Origin of the sequence: Paractinoplanes bogorensis (assembly GCF_018829635.1) — a bacterium.
GTDB lineage: Bacteria > Actinomycetota > Actinomycetes > Mycobacteriales > Micromonosporaceae > Actinoplanes > Actinoplanes bogorensis.
The window spans coordinates 116584-139355 of sequence record NZ_JAHKKG010000011.1 but is presented as its reverse complement, the minus strand read 5'-3'; the positions used below and the strand labels follow the sequence as shown (position 1 = coordinate 139355).

Below are 22772 nucleotides of genomic sequence, written 5' to 3'. Positions count from 1 at the left end.
GCGGGTCAGGCGACCCCGGCCAGGGCTCGTCCGGCCAGGCCCAGTCCGACGACGATGATCAGCGCTGCGGTGGCCGGTGGTGAGACGGAACGCCAGCGAGCGGCCAGACGCCAGCGGCCCTCGAGGCGGTGCCGCAGCCGGACGAGCAGCAGGCCGGCCGCGGTGAGGGTCGCGGCCATGCCCAGTCCATAGGCGAGTACCAGAAGGACTCCGAAGACTGTCCGGCCTAGAGCCGCCGCGCCCAGCAGGACGATCAGCGCGGACGGGCTCGGGACGAGACCGCCGGCGATGCCGATTCCGGCGATGCCCCATTTGCCCGGCCCGTGATCGTGCGAGTGCGCGTGACCGCCGCCGTGCGCATGAGAGTGCGCGTTGCCGCCGCCGTGCGCATGAGAATGCGCGTTGCCGCCGCCGTGCGCATGAGAATGCGCGTTGCCGCCGCCGTGCGCATGAGAATGCGCGTTGCCGCCGCCGTGCGCATGAGAATGCGCGTTGCCGTCGGCGTGCGTGTGCGAGTGCGCGTTGCTGTGGTGGTGCGCCGTTGTGCGGCGCCGGCGCAGGGCGGAGATGAGGGCGCCTGCTCCGACGGCGGCTACCAGGAGGCCGCTGGTCAGGCCCAGCCAGCTGAGCACTGTCTCGCCGGCGAGGCCGGAGACCGCGGTCAACAGGAGGCCGAGCGCGATGACGCCCGCGGTGTGGGTGAAGGTGACGGTTGCTCCGACCAGGACGGCGTCGCGGGGGCGACCTCGGCTTCCGGCCAGGTACGCGGCCATCACCGTCTTGCCGTGACCGGGCAGGGCCGCGTGGGCCGCGCCCAGCAGAAGCGACAGGAGCACGGCCAGCAGGCCGACGATCGGCGTCAGCCGGGTTCCACCGACGAGGTCTTCCAACCGTCGCTCGGCTCCGGCCAGAAGGCCGCTCGGGCGACTCACGGCATCAAGCGCGGCCGTGCTGCCGGGAACGCCGGGCACGCCGGGCACGCCGGGTGCACCGGCGCCGACCGGCGAGGATCCGGGCTCGGCGGTGAAGGATGCTGCACGGACGTCGGACGGAGAGGCCAGGGGGTCGGTCGGGTAGTGCCGTAGTTCCTGGGTGAGACTCACGGCGGGCAACGGTGAGTTGCTCAGATGCACGCCCGCGCCGGTGGCCGTCAGTTCGCGCCAGCCGATGCGGTCGGGGCGGAACTGGTTCGACACGTCGATGTGGGCGGGGGCGTCGACGGATGTCGGTGCGGACAAACGGCACTCGAGGCGGCTGGTGCGGAGGCCGCCGGCTCCGGTCGCGTAGGTGAGCGCGGCGCGCATGATCGTCCAGGAAACTGGGTCGCCGTTGACGGAAACGGTGAGCGCTTGGGCGGCTTCGGTGCACGATGCCGGCGGTTCCTGCAGTGTCGGCAGCTCGGCGATGTCCGCTACGGCCAGCGCGTCGATGCGGTCCGGGTGCACGGTCAGCCCGGCGTAGCGGTTGACCGAGAAGTTGCCCAGCGGATGGGCGGCGGCCGGGGCGGCCGGCAGCGCGACGACCCCGATGACGGCGAGCGGCGCCACGACAAGCAGACGTTTCACGACTGCGCCTCCAGGTCGGACAGCACGCGCGCGGCGACCGGGCCGGCGACCGGTGAGAAGTACGGGTTGAGTGCTCGGACACGGGTGAGCGAGGTGCGGGCGGCGGCGTGGTCGCCGAGGGACAGCTGCGCCTGCGCCAGGTGGAAGGCGAACGCGGCGTTACCGGGGTTCAGCGTGACGGCCGTCTGCGCGTAGGTGCGCGACTCGTCGTCACGGCCGGCGGCGTGCAGGGACTGAGCCAGGACGTCGGCCACCTCGGCGAACGGGCGGCGGCGCCACTCGGCCTGGGCGGCGGTCACGGCCGTGGTGACGTCACCTCGGGCCAGGGCAAGCTGGGCGGTGGTCAGGTCGTCGCGGCCGCCGTTGGCCACGAAGATGCGGTGCGCGGCGTCGGCCAGGGTCAGCTGCCGTGCGGCGTCGGCCGGGCGGTCCGCCAGGTGGAGCATTTCCGCGTACGCCATGAGCGTCTCGGGCGTCGGAGTGCGCGCGGCGACAGTGGCGGTGTCGGCGACGGCTTGCGCGGTCCGGCCGGTGGACGCGGCCACCCGGGCCCGCCCGCGCAGCAACGGGGCGAAGGACGGGTCGGCGACCAGACCGGCATCGTATTCGGCGGCGGCCGTGCCGAGGTCGCCCCGGAACCAGGCGAGGTCGCCCAGCTGGCCGCGGCAGAAAGCGATGTCGGCCGGGTCGACGGCGGCGTCGAGGGCGCGGCGCATCAGGTACTCGGCCTCGGGCAGGCGTCCGCGTTGTTCCAGGTCGTAGGAGCCGCGCGCGTACGCGGCCAGGCCCGGCCGCAGGTCGAGCATGTGCTGGATCGCGGTGGTGGCCGCGGTGCCGTGGCCGAGCTGGGTTTCGGCGTCGGCGAGCACGCCGTACGCGTTCGCGTCGTACGGGTTCGTGCGCAGTGCTCGTTGCGCGAAGTTGCGCGCTCCGGCGAAGTCGTGCCGCGCGTTGGCCAGGGCGCCGAGCCCGGTGAGCGCGTCCGAGTTGTCGCGGACCTTCAGCGAACGCCGCAGGGCTGCCTCGGCCCGCGGGTACAGGGCGGGGTCGGCGGTGACCCGGGCCCGCTCGACGTAGGCCAGGCCGAGCTCGGCCCACGTGCGGTGGTCGCCGGGGAGCGCGCGCAGTCGTTGTTGAGCGAGATTGATTGTTTGAGCGAGGCGGTCGATGCGCACGGGCGTGGATTCGCTCATCGGATCGGCCGGTTCGCGCAGTCCGAACACCGCGCCGACGGTCAGCAGAGTGAGCGCAACGGTCAGGATGGCGACGGTGCGCCCTGCGAACGATGTCATGGTGGGCTCCTTCAGGTGGCGGGCGCGCCCGTGCCGGCGCGCCCGCCGGTCTCGGTGGAACCTGAGGTCAGAACCGGACAGTGGGGTCGTCGTCGTAGGCGCGCTTGCGGCGCTTCATCAGCCACCAGACGGTCAGCGCGATGAGCAGGGCGCCGACGCCGCCCACACCGAAGATGACGGCGGATCCGTTGGGCAGCATCGAGGAATCGGATGCCGGGGCCAGATCGGGCGCGGCTTCGGGGTTCGAGCCGTCGGAGCCCGCGCCCACCGAACCCGAGCCGAGCGAACCCGAGCCGACCGAACCCGAACCGAGCGAACCCGAGCCGACCGACGGGTCGGTGCTGGGAGCAGAGCGCGCGGACGACCCGCGATTGCCGGCGTTGACTGCACCCTGGTTCGGCAGAGCCACGTACGGGAAAACCTCGCCGAAGGCGTTGTCGTTGCTGTCCACCTTGTCGCCGGTCGCGAGTGCGTCGACCAGCTTGCCGCTCTGCGCGGCGCCCTCGACGGCCTGCACGGCGATGTCCACGGCGTCGTCGGTGAGGCGGCGGCCGTTCGGGAAGCCCTGCAGATCGCCCGCGAGGACACCGAGGCGCTCAGGTTTGCCGGCGACGGGCACCGAGAGGTTCAGCCGCAGCATCTCCGACGGCCGGAACCGGGCCGCCCGGACGTCCTGGTTGTTCAGCTGCGAGTTCAGGTCCGCCTTGATCGGACCGCCGGCCTTGGTCGTGATGCCGGTCAGGAAGATCTCGACCAGGTCGTTGCGCGGTGTCGCCGGCGCCTTCACCCCGTAGACCTTTTCGATGACCTGTGGAAGTTCCGGATCGGTGACCCGCTTGACGACGGCCGGAATACCGGCGTCCTTGTCGGGCGAGATCGAGTTGAATGCGTCCTTGAGCCCGGCGGGCACGACGACCTCGTTGACGAGCGGGTTGCCCAGTCGCGACACCTGCACGCGGTCGCCCGGCGACGGGCCGTCGGCGATGCGCGAACGGCTGCGTTCGGTGGTGCTCCAGATCCCGACGACCGGGTTGCGTTGCGCGTTTCCGTTCAGGGCGACGTCTTTGAACGGCACCTGGATGGCGATGCTGTTCACGTTGTATCCGGCCAGCGTGTCCTGCCCGGTCTCGCTCAGGTCGCCGCCGTAGAGCAGATCGAAGACGCGCAGGTCGAGGAAGAACGGGTCGTCGGCCTGACCGGCGAACAACTTCCAGCCGCCGTCGAGCTGGATCGTGGCCTGATCACGCAACTTCTGATAGTCGGGCATCGATGCCGCCCCGATGCGGGAGGGCGCCACGGGGGCGTCCTTGATCCGGGTCCGGAACGGTCCGCCGTCGAATGACGTCTCGAGCGTGTAGGTCTGGCGGAACAGCAGATTCTCGTCGTCGAGCGACGTGACCGGGCCGTTGTTGTAGAGGAATGTCGAGGTGCCGCGCTTGTCGACGTTGGTGAACGTCCACCGGAAGACCGCGTCGGGTTTGGCGTCGCCGTCGCTGTCGACGTTGATGCGGTACGCGGCGTCGGTGGCGAACGGATAGAAGTTGGGACCGCCGTCCGGTTCCTCGAACGGGATCCAGTTGGCGATCATCGTCATGTACCCGGGCCGTTCCGGGCTGACGAAAGCGTAGAGATCGGTGTTGTCGGCGGCCGGATCACTGGCGATGAGTGGCGCTTCCCGATGGCTCGACGCCACCACGGATGACGGGCCGAGCGCGGCCAGCGATACCACAATGGCCGCGGCCCCGGCGGCCACGAGCCGCCGTCGGCCGGCATATCGATTGGTCATTGTTGCCCCTCCCCAAAGGTCGGAAGGACTTCGCGCCCGTCATCGATTCGGCTGGGTGGCGGCCCGGATGTGGCACATCCGGGCGCTGACCGCGTGTTCCGCGCGAGCCACCCCCGTATCGAACGATCGTCGTCACTTGGGAAGAATCCCCGACCATGATCAACACGGCGTCGAAGGATTCGCGGAAGCTCATCTACGGGCACGCCCAGTTGCACGACTGCCTCGCCTTTGCCGACGGGGAGACCGCCGCGGCGGAAGCGCAGGAAATCGTGGCCATCGCCTCGGCCAAAACCTATGGCGAGGCCCGGGCGGTACGGCCGCAGTACGTCCGGGATGTCGTTCCCGGGCTCGGCGAGGACCACGTCGACGGTGACCACGCCGACGACGAGCCGTTCGACATCAACGAGCTGACCAGCGTCATCGAGGGTGACTGGCCGCCGATGGTGACCAGCCGCGCGTTCGATCTGCTGCCGACCGAGCTGCAGGAACAGTTCGGGAACTCGGAATTCACCGCGATGAACGGCGACCTGCTGGAGGTTCCGGTGAGCGCCGAGGCCGAGCTCGTGGCGGCGTTACGCGAGCGCGGATTCGAGGTCACCCGCGACGACGAACTCATCAACACGCTCGACGGACGGTCGTTCAGCCCGCTCGATTGAGTTCGGCGTGAATGTCGTATTCGTGAATCCACGCGACCGTTTCCGGCAACGATTGCAGGCGCGCGTTGCGGGCCTCGGCGGGCGGGCCGTCGGGCAGCTGGAAACAGGCCGCATTGGCCCGGGCACCCAACTGGATCTGGCGGGTTCGCGCCTTGCGTATCTGTTCGTAACGCCGCAGCGCGTCGCCGTCGGAACCGTTCAGGCAATGGGCGAGGGCGGCCGCGTCCTCCAGGGCCTGATTGGTGCCCTGGCCGGCGTGCGGAAGCATCGGATGGGCGGCGTCGCCGAGCAGCGTGACGCGGTCGGTGCTCCATTTCCGCAGTGGTTCCCGGTCATAGAGGGCCCACCGCCCGACCTCCCCGGCGTGGGCCAGCATTTCGGTCACGGTGTCGGTCCAGCCGTCGAATGCGGCCACGGCCTCGGCCGGCTCGCTGCGGGCCGACCACGATTCGAGGGTCCATTCCGGGTCGGGCACGTAGGCGACGAAATTGATGAACTCGCCGCCGCGCACCGGATAGGCCACCAGGTGACGGTTCGGCCCCAGAAAGAACGTGAGGCCGAACGTGTCGCCACCGGGGACCCGGTCGACCGGCGTCAGCCCGCGGTAACAGCTCATCGCCGAGAAGACGGGCTCGTCGGGGCCGCGCACCACCGAACGCAGCCCGTCCGCGCCGACCACGATATCGGCGTGTGCGGTGGACCCGTCGGCGAAGGCCAGGTCGACCCCGTCCGGCGATTCGGAAACGGTGACACAGCGACGACCGAGGAGCGGGCTTCCCTCGTACGCGGAAAGCAGTAACCGGTGAAAATCGGCGCGATGAATGCCCAGGAAGGGTCCGCCGAACCGCTGCTCGTACCAGTCCCCCATCGGGTGCTCGTAGAAGATCTCTCCGGTCCGCCAATGGTGGAACTGGATGCGGCGCAGGTGGGCCGAGACGTCGCGCACCTCTTTACCGATCCCGAGGGCGTCGAGCACCCGCATGCCGTTGCCGCCCAGGGAGACACCGGCCCCGATCTCGCTCAGCGTGCGCGCCTGGTCGTATACATCGACGTCAAAGCCCCGGCGTTGCAACGCGATCGCCGCCGACAGGCCTCCGACGCCGGATCCGACCACTGCGATGTGCACCATGTCCACATCAGACACCACTCGAAGGGTCAGGCGGAAGGCCGGTCGCGGGTGGCGGCCAGGGCCCAGGCGACCAGGACGGGCCGGCCGAGCAGACGCAGGGCGCGTTTGTTGTCGGTGTCGAGGCCGAAGCCGTCCTTGCGTTCCAGGAATTCCTGCCGTTGAGTGGTCAGGTGGCCGGCCCCGGCGGTGAGAAGCACACCGCCGAGGGCCGCCTGCCCGAGTGCCCGGCTCATGCCCGCGCGGGGGCGGGTCAACACCAGGTGAGCGTCGAATTCGTGCGGGTCACATTGCTGATCGTGTTGTTGCTGCCGGTGCACGGGCTCCAGGTGACGTTGGTGTTGGCGACGGTCAGGTTTTGGAACCGGATGCCCGACGACGGGGCGAACTCGGTGCGGGCCGCGATGCGGACCTCGCCGCCCCCGCTGATCGTGCCCGAGGCACCGGCGATAACGACGTTGTAGCAGTTCTCGACGAGCACCGAATTGTTGCCGGTGCCGGCGATGTCGACCCGGTCGATGGTCACGCCGCCGCTCTCCGAAACGCAGAACACGCCCCGGCCGCCGCCGCGCGCCTTCACCGATCCGACCTTGATGTTGTTCGGGTACGCGTCGCCGATCCGGCCGTTGCGGTTGGCCATCCGGAACGCGGCGTAGCCCGTACCGGCTCCGGCGTTCTCGGCGTCGACGGTGCCGACCGTCGCGTTGATGGTCTGATTGAGCAGCAGGCCCGACTCGCCGACGTTTCGGGCGGTGACGGTGCCGATCGTGATGCCGTCGACGCCATAGGTCTCCATGGCGTGTGAGGACGCTCCGGACACGTACACGGAATCGACTTTGACGTTTCTGGTCCACTGGCTGGTGTCGCCACGATTGTCGATGCGCACGCCCAGACCGGCACTGAGGCGCATATCGAGCTGACCGAGCCAGACATTGGTCACGTTGCGCAGGAAGATGCCGTAGATCGGGGAGCCGGCCAGGTTCAGATAGGGCACCTCGATGTTGCTGACCCCACGCGCATAGATCGGGGCGTAGTCGCCGCTTCCCGAGCCGGTCACGGTGATGGTGCCGCACACCGAGAGGGACGTGTAGGAGGCGAGGGAGATGCGTGTTCCCGCGGACATGGAACCGTTGCCGCGCACCACGACTCGTTGCATCGAGGTGCGGCCCGCGGTGAGGCTGCCGATTCCGGCCTGAACCGCCGCCCGGAAATCGGTGCCGGAATAGACGCTCGCGCCCGAGGCATTGCGGGCGGTCCAGGCGCTGCCGCTGACCGTGACCTCGGACTGGAAGGTGCCGGATCCGCAGCCGCTGCCCGCATTGACCGCCACCATCTGCCACTGCTGGTTGGCGCCGTCGAGATCACCGTACTGCGCGACGACCGCGCCGTCGGCGGTGGACCATTCCCACGTCTCGACCGCCTTGCCGCTGTGCCGGTTGAGCAGGCGCACGTATCCGCCGGCGGAATCCTTCAGCGTGAACTGCTGCCGCGTGGTGCCGTTGTCGGTGTTCTGAATGAGCTGCGTGCCGTCGTTGGCATTGGGCAGTTCGAGAACCAGGCCGCTGTGCCGGCTCCAGATCTTGTAATAGCCGCTGCCTGCGTCGACGAACTGCCATTGCTGCCAGTTTCCGTCGTTGCGAGTGAACTGCGCGATGCCCGCACCGGCATTGGTGGCCAGGTTGTAGACATCCATCGCCTTACCGCTGTTGCGGTTCACGAAGACGTACCAGGCCGACGTGTTCACCGTGGCCGCCTGGGCGGTGGGCAACCCGAAGACGACACCCGTGATGGCCAGCACGGCGACAAGGAGGCCGGTCAGGGCGGCCCGCCAATGCCTGTTATCGTTCACATAGATAGACATCTATGCAGTCTGGGCACGCTCCCAAACCGTGTCAAGGGTGGTGGTAACCCCACCCCGAAGATGGGGGTCAACCGGCTCGGAACGGCCGGGCGGTCTTCGTACGGTCGGATCTCCACCACATTCAGGAGGCTCGACATGTTCGCAGTAGCGGCGCTACTGGCGGCCACCCTCGTCGCACCGGGGACTCCGGCCACTCCGATGCGGACGGCGGTGACCGATCTGCACGCGATCGGCATCTCCGGCGTACAGGGAAACGCTTTGCTCGAAGGGCGGACCACCCGGGCGCGGGCCGGATTCGGTGACCTCGGGAGAAAGACCCCGGTGCCGTGGGACGGCTATTTCCGGATGGGCAGCAACACCAAGACCTTCACCTCGGTCGTGCTGCTGCAACTGGTCGGCGAGGGACGGCTCTCGCTCGACGACACCGTGGAAAAGCGGCTGCCGGGAGTGGTGACCGGAAACGGCAACGACGGCCGGCGAATCACCGTGCGGCAACTGCTGCAGCACACCAGCGGCATCTACGACTACACGCGCTCGCTGGAAACGGTCGCCTCCTATGACGGCTATCTGGCCCACCGGTTCGACCACTACGAGCCGCGGGATCTGGTCGCATTGGCGATGAAGAATCCGCCGAACTTCACGCCGGGCACGTCGTGGGACTATTCCAACACCAATTACATCCTGGCCGGGATGATCGTCGAGCGGATCACCGGGCGGCCGTGGGCGAGCGAGGTGCGCGACCGGATCCTGCGGCCGCTCGGCCTGACGCACACGTCGGATCCGGGCGACCGGGCGTCGCTGCCCCGCCCGCACGCCAAGGAGTATCAGCAATGGGCGCCGGACGGTCCGCTGACCGACACCACCCTGTTCAACCCGACGGCGGCCGGGGCGGCGGGAGCGCTCGTCAGCACGCCGTCCGACCTGGTGCGTTTCTGGGCGGCGTTGCAGCAGGGTCGTCTTCTGCGGGCGCCGGAGATGGCCGAGATGCACAAGACCGTGCTCGCGACGACGTGGCAGGACTACTCGCCGGGCGTACGGTACGGGCTGGGTATCGAGTTCTATCCGAACCGCTGCGGCGGGTACTGGGCGCACGGCGGTGACGTCCTCGGCGTGCACACGGCCAACGGGGTGACCACCAACGGCAAGCGGGTAGTCGTGCTGTCGCTGACCACGCAGCTGGCCTCCTCATCGACCGCGGTCACCGACCGGATCTCTCGCGCCATCGACGACGTCCTGTGCGGACCCGCCTGAGTTTTTGTCGTACCCGGGCGCTAGCTTCGGGGCCATCGAATCGCACCCCTCGCGAAAGGTGGCCCCGCATGCCGGCCGAGACGACGTACCTCGAGCTCTCCGAAGACTCCGGGAGCGCGCACAAGTTCTATGAGGTGACGGTCGACGGCCCCGACGTGACCATCCGCTATGGACGCATCGGCGACCGCGGCCAGGTCAAGCAGTCGTCGTTCACCACCGGCGACAAGGCCAAGGCGGAGGCGTCGAAGAAGATCGGGGAGAAGGTTCGCAAGGGGTACGCCCCGGCGGTGCCGGGCGGCCGGGCCCCGCGCTCGATCTCGCGCCGTCAGATCGTCAGCACCCGGTCGACGGCCAACCGGGCGCCGGTGCTGTGGCGTTACGACTCGGGCAGCCCGGCCTTCGGCATCTTCGTCGACGGCGACGTGTGCATGGTCGGCAACGAAAATGGCGTCATCACCACGCTCAGCCACGGCGCCGAGGTGCTGCAGCAGTTCCGCCTGCCCGACGGCGTGAAGTGCATCGTGGCCGACGACGGCTGGATCTACGCGGGCTGCGACGACGGCAACGTCTACGACCTGTCGGGCAAGGTGCCGCGCCTGGCCTACCGGATCGACCCGTCGATCGACATCTACTGGCTCGACATCCACGACGGCGTGCTCGGCGTGAGCGACTCGGGCGGCGGGATCGCGACGATCGACCACGAAGACGAGTTCCTCTGGCGGCGGCCGGGGCGGGGCAGTTCGGCCTGGATGGTGCGCTGTGACGCCGAGGCGGTGCACCACGGGCACTCGAGCGGGGTGACCAGCTATGACTGGCGTGCGGGGAAAGAACTGTGGAACTCCCCCACCGGCGCGGTGCTCTTCGGGTGGCAGGAGCGCGACACCCTCTACGCCGGCACGGCGACCCGTCAGGTGGTCGAGCTGGGCAAGGACGGCTCGCACCGGCAGACCTACCGGTGCGACGCGGCGGTCTACTCGTGCGCGACGTCGAAGGACGGGCGCTACGTGTTCGCGGGTGACAGCAGCTCGTCGATCTACTGCTTCGACATGAACGGCACCCGGCTGTGGAAGCTGGGCACGGGCTGCGGGTCGGCCTACTCGATGCAGTACCGCGACGAGCGGCTCTACATCGTCACCACCAGTGGGGCGCTGGCCTGCATCGACGCCAGTGAGGCGGCGATCCAGTCGGCCGTCAGCGGCACGATTCCCGAGGTGGTCGACGTCAAGGCGCCGCCGCGCATGCCCGCGGTCGTGCCGTCGACCACGGTCGAGGTCATCCACGACGTCGAGGGTGGCGTGGTGGTCGAGTGCGTCGAAGAGAGCGGACGACTGCGGATCCGCGTGGTCAGCAGCGGATATCACCGCGACTGGCAGGTGCAGTTCCCCAAGGGGATCCGCGAGCGGGGTTCGCGCTACGTCGTGGGTGGCGTGCGCGAGGCGGCTCGCGGGGGCTTCTACCGGGCGTACGGCGACATCCGGCGCCTGCTCTGAGCCGTCCGAACGTCCTCGCCGGGGGACGGTTCACCCTCGGCATCGGAATCGGCACGCGGGAGGACGACTACGCGGTCGCCGGCGCGTCGGGCTCGTTCTCTGAGACGCGTCGATGAAGCCGAGGCGTGATCAGATCGTCACGCCGTCGATCTGGACGGTCTGGACCGAGGCTGCGGGGAACGGGACCCGTACGGACTTGCCGGTCATTTGCAGGTCGGTCCGGCCGGTGTAGCGATCGGTGCCGGACGGGACCGTGGACCATCGGGTGACGGTCCCGTCCGGTGCCTGGGCGAAGCGGGACAGGTCGAACGTCAGGGTCTGAGCGGCGCCGGTGTTGACCGCCACCACGGCCAGGCGGCGGGCCGACGGGTCATAGGCGGCGGCCGCGTTGCCGGCTCCGGTGTCGATGATCCGCATGCCGGGGCGGATGTGCCGGGTGAACTGGGCCAGCACATAGAACTTGGTCTCGACCGCCCCGGCCGTCAGGCTGCCCGCGTCGTAGCGGATCGTGCCCCAGCCGGCGGTCGGGTCCATGACCTGCCAGTAGACCCAGGCCGTGGGGTGCAGCCAGCGCCAGTCCAGGCACAGGTTCGCGGCCAGGGTGAGGCCGGTGCCGTCGCCGTCGCCGGTCTCCGAGTTCCAGAGCACCTTGCCTGCCGCCCGTACGTCGTTGAAGAGCAGGTCACGCCGCCCGCCCGAACCGCCGTAGCCGTGCGCGTTGACCTGACCGATCAGCCCGCGGGTGGTGGCGTCGAAGCTCGCGAAGGTGCTGCGGGCGACGTCGTAGTTGGTCTCGTCCGAGGCGGAGATCGTGACGCCGGTGAGGCCCTGCCGGTTGAGTTCGGCCCGCAGCTGGGCCAGCACGCTGCCCTGGGTGGACGCGCCGATGTAACAGCCTTCCTGGGTGCCGTCGGCGCGCCACCAGTTGGAGGAGGGCTCGTTGAACGGGTCCACCGTCCGGAACGTCACGCCCCAGCTGTCGCGGGCCCGCCGGGCGACGGCGGCCAGGTGGGCGGCGTGCTGGGTGTGGTTCCACGACTGCAGGTTGAGCCCGCCGTCGGCCGCGCCGGACGGGTTGTGGTTGAGGCACATCCACCACATCGGGGAGTTGGCGAACAGCTCACTGATCGCGCCCCGCTGGGTCGCCTTGACCAGGGCGGTGCGCTGTTTGGCGTCGGCGTTCCAGTTCCAGGCGGTCGAGGCCGGGTCGGGGTTGCGCCAGTCCTGCCAGAAGCCCTCGATCTGCTTGAACCGGGGGATGTTGGGTGAGGCGACCATGCGCTCGCCGGCCACGTCGTTCCAGCTGCTGGCGCCGAGGTTGTAACGCGCGATGGTCAGGCCCAGGCCGGGACGGGCAGCGCCGTTGTAGGTGACCGACTTAGTCGTGAAGAACAGATCGGCGAAGTCGTCGCGATCGCCGAAGACGTTGGCCCACCAGGCCAGCGAGGTTCCCCAACCTTGCCAGCTCCCGTACGCGGCGGCCGGGTCGACGGTGATCGTGGCGTCCGCCCGCGCCGCGTCGCCGAGCAGCGCGCCGCCTACCACGCCGGCACTTGCGGCCCCGAGAACTGTCCTGCGCGTGACCATGACAACCTCCCTCGACCCACGGGATGTTTACGTTAACATACATTGACCGTCATCACTATCCGCCTCGCCCGCCTGGACCCGTTCACCCTTTCAGGGGAAGTCGCTCCGCCAGGCTGGGCAAGCGACTACCCTGGGAAAGTCAACGCCCTTTACCCGCAATGTGACGGGCGGTCGATGCACGACAACGGGCGCGGAGGAAAGGTACGAGCCTTACCCGCAACTAAAAAGAATCCCGGACGTTATCCGTTGACGGATCGCGGACGGTACTTTCGCGTCCTCTGTCCTTGGGCCTCGGGCCCAATGCGGCAGAAAAACGGCTGAAGTACACCGAAGTGACCGTCATAGCGCACATAACCGGTAGGGATGCCTTGGACAAGACCACGGCGATCGAGACTGATCTCGCCGACCTCAGCGGGGCAACCCTCGATCAGTTGTGCCGGCAAGCGCCCCAGGACGCCCTGGAGCCGTTCCGCCGCATGCTGATCAACCAGGTGGATCGACCTCGGGTGAACATCGGAACGGGGCCGCCGGGCCGGGCCGACTGACCACCGACCCACCCGTTCGCCGCTCTGGAGGAACCTCACCCGATGCACCCGGTCAGCCGGCACCGCTTGTCCTCGGAATCATTCGCAGTCCTGGCCCGGGGCGACGGTTCAGCTGAGATAACCCGGGAATTCTGGGTCACCGAGGAGAGCCGTCGAATCCTCCTGCTGAGCACTCTGCTCAATGAGATCGCGAGCCGGCCGGACACTCTCGGCCCGTTGGCTCCGGTCGACGCCGTCCTGGCGATCCTCACCGAGGCCCAGGCATCCGACCCGGAAACGTTCCGTTCCGTCCTCATGGAGCCCGGAGTCGGCAGCGGGTGCGCCTATGCTCTCCGTCGTCTGCACGGCGGCGCCACCAGCTCGGCACCGCTGTTCGTCGACCTCGGTGTCGTCCACGCGTTTGCCCTCGCGGTCGCGGCCCGGGCCGGCCTCACCTGGTCGGCTCGCCTACCGCTGCGCGACGGCAACGCGATGATCCACACGTACGGCCTGGCCCGCTTCCCCGGCAGCACGCCCGGCGACACCGTCGAGGCGAGCACCGAGGCCGGCCGGATCCGGATCGGCGACGACCTGCTGGTCCCGGCCGACGCCACCGACGTGGAACCCGAGCCCGGCCGGCCGGGATGGTGGTCCCTGCGCCGCGTCGAGACCGGCGACAGCCTTCGTCTCTCGGTCTGGCTGGACGATCTCGACCCGCTTCGTGACCTCGGCGACCCGGTTCCGCCGGTGCGTCTGGACGACGACGCCTTCGGCCGGTGGCAGCGGCTGATCGCGGACGCCTGGGAATCGCTGTGCCGGGACTATCCCGCCGATGCCGACGCCATGGCCGGCGGGATCACCGCGATCGTGCCGCTCAAGCACCTGCCGGGTTGGGAGACCCGCAGCGCGTCCAGCGGTGAGGCGTTCGGCAGCGTGATGGTCTCCGAGCCACCGGACGCGACCATCATGGCCGTCTCGCTGATCCACGAGTATCAGCACATCAAGCTCGGGGCACTGCTCCACCTCCTCCAGCTGACGGAGCCGGACGACGGCCGGTTGTACTACGCGCCCTGGCGCGACGACCCGCGCCCGCTGGGCGGGCTGATCCAGGGAATCTATGCCTTCTTCGGCATTGCACGCTTCTGGCGCACCCGGTTGCAGAAGGTGGACGGTGCCGAGCGGGAGATCACCGCGTTCGAGTACGCCTACGCCCTGCAGCAGACCGCCGAGTCCGTCCGCATCGGACTCGACGCGACGACGCTGACCGAGACCGGCCGGATCCTCCTCACCGGACTGCGGCAGCAGGTCGAGGAGTGGCAGGCCAAGCCGATGGAGGCCGTCGGGCCCGCGGTCGAACGACTCGCGCGCCTGACCGCCGACAGCCACCGGATCGGCTGGCGCCTCCGGCACTTCCGGCCACGGGACGAAGAGGTCGCTGAACTTGCCGGCCACGTCGGACGGCTCGGCGAGACAGCCCTGGGTGCTGCCGTGATCGATCCGCATCCGGACCTGCGCTGGCGTCAGCGTATTCCGGCCGCAGCACGCCGGCTGGCGGTCGCGGCCGACGTTGTTCGTCCGGGCGGCACGGATCCGGTGACGGTCGCCGAGAACGCCTTGCTGGCCCAGGATCCCGGGTCGGCCCGGGAGGCGTTCACCGGAACGCTGAGCGGCCTGGATGCGGACGGCGCCCCGCACGTCTCGGACGACGAGGCCAGGGCCTGGGTCGGTCTCGCCATGAGTCTCGACGCCGAGGGCGACCGGGATGCCGCGGCCGTGCTCAACGAGCGGCCCGACCTCGTCCGCGCGGTCTTCGCCGACCCCGGCGTCCGGCGCACCACCGGGCCGGTCGAGCTGGCGCGCCGGCTGGCCCCGGTGCTGGCCCGGGCGAAGTAGGGGTCAGAACTGCATCGGGTCGACGTCGCAGTTGGCTCGCACCCGCTCGGTCGCGGCCTTGATCGCCGGGTGGTCCGGCCCGAGAACTCGTCGATAGGCCGTCATCGTCGCGTCGAATCGTGCGTCGGCCTCGGCGGTGCGGCCGAGGGCGGTCAGGTCGAACGACAGGTTGAGTGAACAGGCCAGGGTGGACGGGTGGTCCTCCCCGATGTGATGCCGGCACAGGTCGAGGATCTCCGTGTCCAGTGCGTACGCCTCCTCGTGCCGTTGCTGCGCGGCCAGGTCGCTGGCCAGGTTGATGCCGCACGTGAGCGTGAGGATGTGCTGGCTGCCGAGCTGACGCCGGAGACTGTCCCAGGCGGCTCGATTGTGTGACTCGGAGTCCTCGACCTGCCCGAGCAGCCGGAGCACGATGCCGAGATTGGTGCGCGCGTACAGCGTGTACGGATGTTCGGCGCCCAACGTCTCCCGGTAGTCGGCCGCCGTCTGCTCCGCCAGTTCCCGCGCCCGGGGCAGATCGTCGGACTCACGGAGGTCGACCGCGAAGTTCAGGGCGGCCGCGATCGTGTCGGGCTGGGTCGGGCCGAACCGGTCACGGAACCGGTTCATGGTGTCCTCGGCCAATTTGAAGGCGCCGGAATGATCCCCGGCCCGGCGGCGGGCAACGGCCAGATTCCGGGCGATGCGGATCGTCTCCTGATGGCCGACGCCGAACAGCCGCGCGTACCGGTCGTAGTTGTCCTCCACCATCTGCCGGGAACGGATGTACTCCCCGCACTCCCGCTCGTCGATGGTCAGGTTGTTCAGCGTCCGCAGCGTTTCCGGATGGTCGTGACCGAGCACCGCGATCCGCCGCCGGTACGTATCGGCGTCGAGCTGGCGGGCCACCCCGAACTCACCGGTGAGCCGGAGGCTGACGCCCAGGTTGTGCGCCGCGATGAGGGTGTACGGCTCATTCTCGCCGATGCTGCGGCGAGCCGTGCGGAACGCCCGGAGATCGAAGTCACGGGCGGCCGTGAACTGCCCGGAGCTTCGCAGGGTCGAGGCGACCATGCCCATGGCATCGATGGTCTCCTGGTCGTTCGGGCCGGCGGTGTCGAGGTAGAGCTGCAGGGTCTCCTGCTGGATGACGGCGGCACGGGGGAAGTCGCCTCGGACCCACAGGTAGTAGCCGAGCCACTTGGCCGCGCTGAGAGTCTGCCGATGCTCGGCGCCCAGCCGGCCCCGCCAGTCGTCGAGAACCTGCTGAGCCAGGTCCTGACCGGTGTCGTAGCCACCCCAGTAGAAGTAGAACCTCACCAGGTCGACCATGACACCGCGCGCCCAGTCGTCCTCGCACGTCCACGCGCGGGAGTTGGTCAGGTGCGACGCGAGCGCCTGGTATCCCAGCCACTGCCTCGGATCAGCCGGATCGCCGAGCCGGACTCCGGTCAGCAGGATGTGGGCCCCGTGCTCGAGGAGCGAACGCCGATCGGGCGGGATGCTGTCCTGCAGGACCTTCTGCACCAGCCGGTGGAGTTGCAGGCTGTTGCCCCGGTGGTCGATCCGGGCCAGCACGTACTTCTGGATGTCGCGGATCGTGTCGCTGAGCCGGCTCGGGTTCTTCAGGGTCTCGTCGAGTTCGGCGGCTCCCATCGGCCCCCGGACCCCTTCGAACAGGTCCCGGCTGATCGGTTCGGGGGCGAAGAACGAGCAGACCTGAAGGAGCTGGACGGCGGCCGGGTTCTCCACCGCCAGCCGGTCGAGCGCCACGTTGGCCGCGGCGATGACCGGCAGGTCGTACCCCGGCGTGAGGTCGAGCTGGTCCTGCTTCTCCCGGATCAGCCGCAGGTAGTCCCCGGCCGCCACACCGGTCGTGTGCAGCCAGGCGGAGGCGTGTTCGATCGCCAGGGGCAGGTCGCCCAGCACCTCGGCCAGTCGGTCGGCGTCGGCCTCGGGCAACCCGGGGTTGCGGCGTAGCAGCAGGCGAACGCTCTCGCCCCGGGCGAAGACGTCCACCTCGAGCGACTCCGCGATCTGGCTCCAGTCCTGATTGCGGGAGGTGATCAGAACCTTGCCGGTGCCCTCCTCCGGGAAGTAGTCGCGCACCGTGTCCGGGTTCTCGGCGTTGTCGAAAACCAGAAGCCAGTTCCCGTACGGCGTCCCCGCGCGCAACGCGTCACGAACCTTGGGTACCGCGGAAATGACCTCGTTGCCCACGTCCAGGCCGAGCTGGTCGCCGAGCTCGATCAGGGATGCGAGCACCTGGGCCGGCCGTTCCGAGGGCACCCACCAGATCACGTCGTATTCGTCGCGGTGCCGGTAGGCGTACTCGATGGCGATCTGTGACTTACCGACACCGCCCTCGCCGTGCAGCGCCTGGGGAAGCACCGCCGCCACGTTCTGCGTGCGCAGCCGGCGCTCGAGCTGTTCGAGCAGGGCACGGCGACCGGTGAAGACCGGGTTCCTGGGCGGGACATTGCCCCAGACCTTCGGGCCCTGGTCAGGGCTCTGGCCGCGCACGATCTCATCGAGCGACAACGGCGCCTCGTCGGGCAGGAAGCCACTGGACAGCCCGAAGTCCTCGTTGATGGGGAACGTGGCTTCTTCGGCCGGGCCGCCGGGGCGTTCCGGTTGCGGTTGTGCGGACACGGATTCACCGCCTTCCGCCGGGACCGTGCTGGGGTCGGCACGGTCCTCGGTCGTCGAGGGATCGGCAGGCGTTCCGGTACGCCTGTCGTAAGCGTCGATGGCTTCACGGAGCCGGCGGGCACGTGTCGCATACGGCCCGGACAGTGCGAGGAGAACGATGAGCTCGATGCGGTCCATCGCGACGGTGGCCTCGGTGACCACCGGATCGGGCACGCTCTGGGGTGCGTCGATGACGTGGGCCAGGTGAGACCCCGCCCCGTCCCGGCCCGGCCGATGGGCCGCTATGGTCCGCAGCACCCGCGCCGCGTCGTCGCGACTGGCTCGAGCGAGCAGCGCCTCCCGCACTCCGGCGGGGAAGTCGAACCTGGTGCCGGCCGCATCCACCCGGCGCACGAGCGGGCCGGCCAGCACCTCGGCCAGATGAACCGTCTCCGACTCGGGCAGCAGAATCCGCTGGAGACGGTGCAGCAACGGCAGTTCCAGCGGCGCGGCGGCCAGCAAGGTGGCCAACCGGAAGGCGCGGGGCGAGGCCGTACGCCGGAAGCCGAGTACGGCCGCCTCGGGCTCGGGGTCGTCGCCGGAGTCGTTCAGTTCCGGCGGCAGGCCCGGGTCGACGACGTGCACCACCGCGTCGGTCCACCCCGGAGGCCCGGTGAGCAGCCGCGCCCACCAGCTCAGCCAGCGCGGGCTGAGCTCGACCAGGGGCACCGCCAGGGCTCCGGCCGACGTCGGCGGGTCGAAAAGGTTGCTCAGATCGGCCGGGTAACGCACCCGGAGCTCACCGGTTGCGGCGGCCGGTCTCGGCACCCGGATCCGGCACGGACGCGGAATCAGGTTGCCCAGCCGCCAGTATCGCTGCGGAAACGGGTTGACCAGGACCAGCGGGCCGCAACTGCCCCACAGCCGCAGCAGTCGGCCGATCGGCTCCTGCCGCCAGACCGCGCCCAGTCCATCAGTGATCACCAGGAAGATCTGCCGGCCGGTGGGATCGAGCAGTTCACCCGGACTGCGTATGCCACCGTTCGGCGTCTGCACGCGCGGATCTCCGGTGTCGTCCACCGAGAGGTGGAACGTGCGTACGGCGCGGAAAGCACTGTGCCTTTCCAGCAGAAGCCGGAGAGAGGTCAGGGCCGGGCGCCAGACGCTCATCGACGCACTCCCGTCGATGATCACCGTGAGGCCCAGCCAGCGTTCCTGCGCCGGCCGGAAACGCGGGAGCCACACTCCCGTCTCGGCGGCCCACTCGGCGGTGACGTCCTCGTCGAGCTCGGTGCCTGTGCTCGAGCGGATCCGCCGTTTGAACGGGTTGAGCGCCCGGGCCAGCCGGCGGCCGGTGGGCAGCGCGCTCAGCAGGGTGCTCTCGGCGAGTCCCGGGATCTCGGCGGGATGATGGATCAGCCGGCCGACGGTCTCGGCGGGCACCTCCTCGGTTACGGGTAAAGGTCTCGGCTGGGCGTCCCCCGGCCCGGATTTCGTGTCCCGGTCGCTGCCGATCCCCGGTTCGACCGCGGCCGGGCCGGGACGCGGCCAGGGAACGGATTCCGGCTCATAGCCGCCTTCCCTGATCATCGCGGCGAGCCACACCGCATCCGCGACCTGGTAGGCGTCGGGATGTGTCCGGGCCGGGTCGATGCCGTCCATCGCTACCGGTCCAGCGACAGGGAATGCCAGATGCTGGTCACGAGACGTTGCCAAGCCTCCCGGTCCTCGGCATAGGCGCCCGACGCGGTCAGGTGGACCGCGTTGAGCAGCTGATCCCGGGCCAGGGCGTCATCGACCGGGCGGGCCAGGAAATCGTCGATCAGCTGGCGCTGACCGTCCTCCAGGAACGGCAGCTGCGCTTTGACCATCGCGGCGAGATCTTCGGCGCCCGGCAGCGGAAGGCTCAGCAACAGGCACCGGCGCAGGAACGCCGGCGGGAAGTCCCGCTCCCCGTTGCTGGTGATCACCACGATCGGGAACGCCCGGCACCGTACCCGTCCCTCCCGGATCACCGCCCGCCGGTCCGGATCGTCGGTGAACACCGAGTTCTCCGGTTCGCGACTGCTCGCCCGCACCAGTTCCGGCACGTCGTAGTTGCCGTTCTCGAGGATGTGCAACAGGTCGTTCGGCAGATCGATGTCGCTCTTGTCGAGTTCATCGATCAACAGGACGCGAGGTCGCTCATAGGCGAGCAGGGCGGTTCCGAGGGGGCCCAGACGGACGAAGTCCCCGATGGTCGCCGACGTACCGGAGTCCGTCTGCCGATCCTGGGCCCGGCCGATCGCGTCGTAGTCGTAGAGGCCGGACCGCAGGGTCGTCCGGCTGGTGATCGACCATTCCAGGACCCGGCCCAGCCGGAGTTCCCGGGCGATCCGGAACGCGATGGCGGACTTGCCGCTGCCGGGGCTGCCGGTGACCAGGAGCGGACGGCGCAACCAGAGCGCGGCATTGATCATGTCGCCCTCCTTGCGATCGGCGTGACGTACCGGGCTCACGTCGAATCGACCCAGCTTCCGGGTGATGTCGGTGTCCTCCTCCGGCGGGGGTGGCTGGATCGGTGCGCCGTCGAAGGAACGCCAAGCCGGCGGTTCGGGCAGACTCAGCCGTTGGTCGCCCTCGGCCGGGATGCCGTCGCCCCGATAGAGCCACCAGGCTGGTGGCTGCTCGACCGTCGTCATGGTTGTGCTCCCATGTCGTAGACGTTGCGGTCCGGGTCGTCCCAGAGGAGGGCGAGGTGCCGGCCGAGATGTCGCTCCTGATCGCCCGGTTCGAGCAGTCCCGCGTTCTTGCGCAGGTCGTGGATCCGGTCGACCAGTTCCTGAGGCGTTCCGTCCGTGATGCCGTGCAACAGGTCGAGCATCTCGGGAGCAGTCGCCCCGGGCCGGTGGTCCCACAGGATCACCGGGATGCCCGCGTCGAGCGCCGTGAGCAGTTCGTCGCGACCGGAGCCGCCCTCCGGCGACCCGCCCAGGACGACGGAGGTGATCTCCTGATCGGCACGCAGCCGATGGGCCCATGGACCGAGGTGATGGTCGTCCTGGGCCGATCGGCCCCAGTGCACCCGGTGCCCGGCCGGTGGCGCCCAGAGGGAACGCCATCGGTGGTTCCAGAACGGTCTCCGGTGCGCCTGCTGCATCCGTTCCAGGCTGCGGACCACGACCCGATAGTCGAGACAGAGCGGAATGGGCGCGGCCGCGTCCAGCTCGGTGTGCCACCATTCGACCGCACGGTTGAGCAGACTCAGCGGCAGGATGAACTCGATCTCGGCCGGGCCGTCGAGGTCGCGCCAGGTGGTCGCGGCCTCCCGAATCATGGTTTCCAGCACCCGTTCCAACTCGCGGAACGTCGTCTGCTGCGGATCGCTCGGCTCCGGCGACCACGAGCTGGCCCGGCGCTGGATCCAGTAGCGGACCTCGCAACTGTCGCTTTCGATACCGTCCCGCTCGATCTGGATCAGCAGGCACGGCCGGATCGGTGGCCGGTCGAGTGTGTCGCGACGGAGCGAGAGCTCGACCGACTGCCGATAGGTGAGGATCCGATCGTCGAGGTCCAGGGCCTGCCGGGCGACCCGGTCGGACCACGCGCGCAACTGGCCGGCCAGCCGGGAGCCGCACCGACCGGCGACCTGCTCGACGAACGCGAGCAGAGGCGGGATGCGGTCCGGTCCGGCGTTCTGGCCGGAGAGCTGCTCCGCCATGCCGGACAACGAGATCCGTCCGTCAGGCGGGGAGAGCAGATCGCCCACCGCGGCCGACCACGCGGCCTCACCGTCGACGTCCTGCGCCTGGGTGAGATAGTCCCCCAGGCGATCCATCTCCTGATCCGGCAGCAACGCCTGCGCCCCGCCCGGCTTCTGCCGGGACGGAACGAGGAACGGCTGACAGCGTTCGAGCAACCCCCGCACGCCACCGGCCGCGACGAACGAGCCGTACGAATGCCATACGTCGTTCTTGTGCTCGTCGCTGTAGTCCGCGATCCCGCGGACGACGAACCATCCGATCCCCCGGGCCGCCGCAGCCGCCGCGACGCCCGCTGTCTCCATCTCGAAGGCGAGCACGTCCAGGCGGTCGACCAACTGGTCACGCTGCTGCGCGCTCCGCATCAGGACGTCGCCGGAAGCAACGGTGCCGAAATGCACTTTCGGGAAACCCTCGGGATGACCGGAGACATCACGGTCCGGGTGTGGGATCACCCGCTGGCCCCGGTGGAGCCGATCGGTGGTCTCGGCCGGCCGCGAGAAGACAGCAACCGGAACCTCATCGGGCGGCGTCAGCAGCCGCGCCCAGTCGAGGGTCGTCCCGACGAGCTGATCCTCCTCGATCTGCTGTGCCGCGGTGCGCAGGTCGGGTGACATGCCACCGACCGGCCGGCGCTGTTCGGCGGAGTTCGGGCCCTGCCGGATGTGCCCGTAGTCGAAAATGCCGCCGCTCGCGATGATCAGGTCACCGAGCCGGACGTGCTGCTGCGGACGCCGGGGAGCCGGCACGCCGCCCGCGATGCCCACCATGATGACGCACCGGAGGTGGTCGAAACTGCGGATCATGTCGGCACAGGTCGCCGCGGCATTGCGGGTGTTGTCGTCCGGGAGGGTCGCCAGTACGGCCCGATGCGGCCGGCCCGGATTCGCACTGTCCAGATAGCCCACCCGGTAGACGTGCGAGTCGCGGGACACGTGAACCGGCTGCAGCCTCGCTATCAGCGTCCGCATCGCCGCCCCTTCGATGGCCAGGGCAGCGATGATTCCGATCGTCACATCGGACCACTGGTTGTCTCCCCCCGATATCGACCGGGGACTGAGATCATCCTGTTCCATTTTCACGACACCCGGAACCAGCGACGACCGGCCTCACTACACGATTCGGCAGGCGAAATGGATCGTTTCCACGTCAACTCACGACCCCGTTCCGCCTCGGATCGAATTGTGTACGCCACCCACTGGCCAACCCAGTGTTACAGAGTCGCGCACCTCGCACAACGATCACAAATGGCAGGACGCAGACCACGACGACGAGGTCGGCCCCAATACCCGCAATGCGCTTCGCCAATTTCTATACGGCCGGCCGCAGGATAATTCAAGATCTTGATTCACTAAGTTCAACATCAATATGTAACGGCAGATCGCCGGTAG

Annotated in this window: 15 protein-coding genes; 5 read left to right on the top strand and 10 right to left on the bottom strand. The window is 69.1% G+C overall.

The annotated features are described in order from the left end of the window. Positions 1-5: 5 nt before the first annotated feature. From KOI35_RS32650 to KOI35_RS32640, 3 genes are all read right to left on the bottom strand, one after another. Positions 6-1565, bottom strand: a complete 1560-nt coding sequence (locus tag KOI35_RS32650; protein ID WP_215792540.1) for a nickel/cobalt transporter — start codon at positions 1563-1565, stop codon at positions 6-8. After that, positions 1562-2857, bottom strand: a complete 1296-nt coding sequence (locus tag KOI35_RS32645; protein WP_215792539.1) for a tetratricopeptide repeat protein — start codon at positions 2855-2857, stop codon at positions 1562-1564. Before KOI35_RS32645 ends, KOI35_RS32650 begins: the two co-directional genes overlap by 4 nt. Positions 2858-2924: 67 nt before the next feature. After that, positions 2925-4643, bottom strand: a complete 1719-nt coding sequence (locus tag KOI35_RS32640) for a DUF4331 domain-containing protein (RefSeq protein WP_215792538.1) — start codon at positions 4641-4643, stop codon at positions 2925-2927. A 155-nt stretch (positions 4644-4798) separates the two neighbouring features. On the opposite strand from KOI35_RS32640, the gene KOI35_RS32635 reads away from it, so the two are divergent. After that, entirely contained in the window at positions 4799-5299 is a 501-nt protein-coding gene (locus KOI35_RS32635; protein ID WP_215792537.1) for a hypothetical protein, read from the top strand. Here the strand turns inward: KOI35_RS32635 and KOI35_RS32630 are convergent. From KOI35_RS32630 to KOI35_RS32620, 3 genes are read right to left on the bottom strand one after another with little or no spacing between them, the layout of a single operon-like run. Further along, complete coding sequence (locus tag KOI35_RS32630; RefSeq protein WP_246614180.1) at positions 5283-6428, bottom strand: FAD-dependent monooxygenase; 1146 nt, start codon at positions 6426-6428, stop codon at positions 5283-5285. The two genes, KOI35_RS32635 and KOI35_RS32630, sit on opposite strands and share 17 nt — an antisense overlap. A 26-nt stretch (positions 6429-6454) precedes the next feature. Further along, positions 6455-6685: a hypothetical protein gene (locus KOI35_RS32625; RefSeq protein ID WP_308121248.1), complete on the bottom strand. Its 231-nt coding sequence runs from the start codon at positions 6683-6685 to the stop codon at positions 6455-6457. After that, the gene (locus KOI35_RS32620) at positions 6679-8286 is read right to left on the bottom strand and encodes an RICIN domain-containing protein (protein ID WP_215792535.1); all 1608 of its coding nucleotides are present in this window, start codon (positions 8284-8286) and stop codon (positions 6679-6681) included. Before KOI35_RS32620 ends, KOI35_RS32625 begins: the two co-directional genes overlap by 7 nt. A 135-nt stretch (positions 8287-8421) precedes the next feature. On the opposite strand from KOI35_RS32620, the gene KOI35_RS32615 reads away from it, so the two are divergent. Next, positions 8422-9537, top strand: coding sequence for a serine hydrolase domain-containing protein (locus KOI35_RS32615; RefSeq protein ID WP_215792534.1), 1116 nt, complete (start codon positions 8422-8424; stop codon positions 9535-9537). A 68-nt stretch (positions 9538-9605) separates the two neighbouring features. Then, the gene (locus KOI35_RS32610; protein ID WP_215792533.1) at positions 9606-11027 is read left to right on the top strand and encodes a WGR domain-containing protein; all 1422 of its coding nucleotides are present in this window, start codon (positions 9606-9608) and stop codon (positions 11025-11027) included. A gap of 129 nt (positions 11028-11156) precedes the next feature. Here the strand turns inward: KOI35_RS32610 and KOI35_RS32605 are convergent, their stop codons facing one another. Next, positions 11157-12614, bottom strand: a complete 1458-nt coding sequence (locus KOI35_RS32605) for a glycoside hydrolase (RefSeq protein ID WP_215792532.1) — start codon at positions 12612-12614, stop codon at positions 11157-11159. Between the two features lie 284 nt (positions 12615-12898). Between KOI35_RS32605 and KOI35_RS32600 the strand changes: the two genes are divergently transcribed. Together KOI35_RS32600 and KOI35_RS32595 are read left to right on the top strand one after the other, a co-directional pair. Further along, positions 12899-13159: a hypothetical protein gene (locus KOI35_RS32600; RefSeq protein ID WP_215792531.1), complete on the top strand. Its 261-nt coding sequence runs from the start codon at positions 12899-12901 to the stop codon at positions 13157-13159. 42 nt (positions 13160-13201) lie between these two features. Then, complete coding sequence (locus KOI35_RS32595) at positions 13202-15031, top strand: HEXXH motif domain-containing protein (protein ID WP_215792530.1); 1830 nt, start codon at positions 13202-13204, stop codon at positions 15029-15031. Positions 15032-15034: 3 nt separating this feature from the next. On the opposite strand, the gene fxsT is transcribed toward KOI35_RS32595, so the two are convergent. From fxsT to KOI35_RS32580, 3 genes are read right to left on the bottom strand one after another with little or no spacing between them, the layout of a single operon-like run. Beyond that, positions 15035-19303: an FxSxx-COOH system tetratricopeptide repeat protein gene (fxsT, locus tag KOI35_RS32590; RefSeq protein WP_215792529.1), complete on the bottom strand. Its 4269-nt coding sequence runs from the start codon at positions 19301-19303 to the stop codon at positions 15035-15037. Between the two features lie 2 nt (positions 19304-19305). Then, positions 19306-20322 carry an AAA family ATPase gene (locus tag KOI35_RS32585; protein WP_215792528.1) on the bottom strand — a complete coding sequence of 339 codons (1017 nt, stop codon included), beginning with the start codon at positions 20320-20322 and terminating at the stop codon, positions 19306-19308. Beyond that, positions 20319-22397 (bottom strand): VMAP-C domain-containing protein, encoded by a 2079-nt coding sequence (locus tag KOI35_RS32580; RefSeq protein ID WP_215792527.1) that lies wholly within the window; start codon positions 22395-22397, stop codon positions 20319-20321. Before KOI35_RS32580 ends, KOI35_RS32585 begins: the two co-directional genes overlap by 4 nt. Positions 22398-22772: the final 375 nt, after the last annotated feature.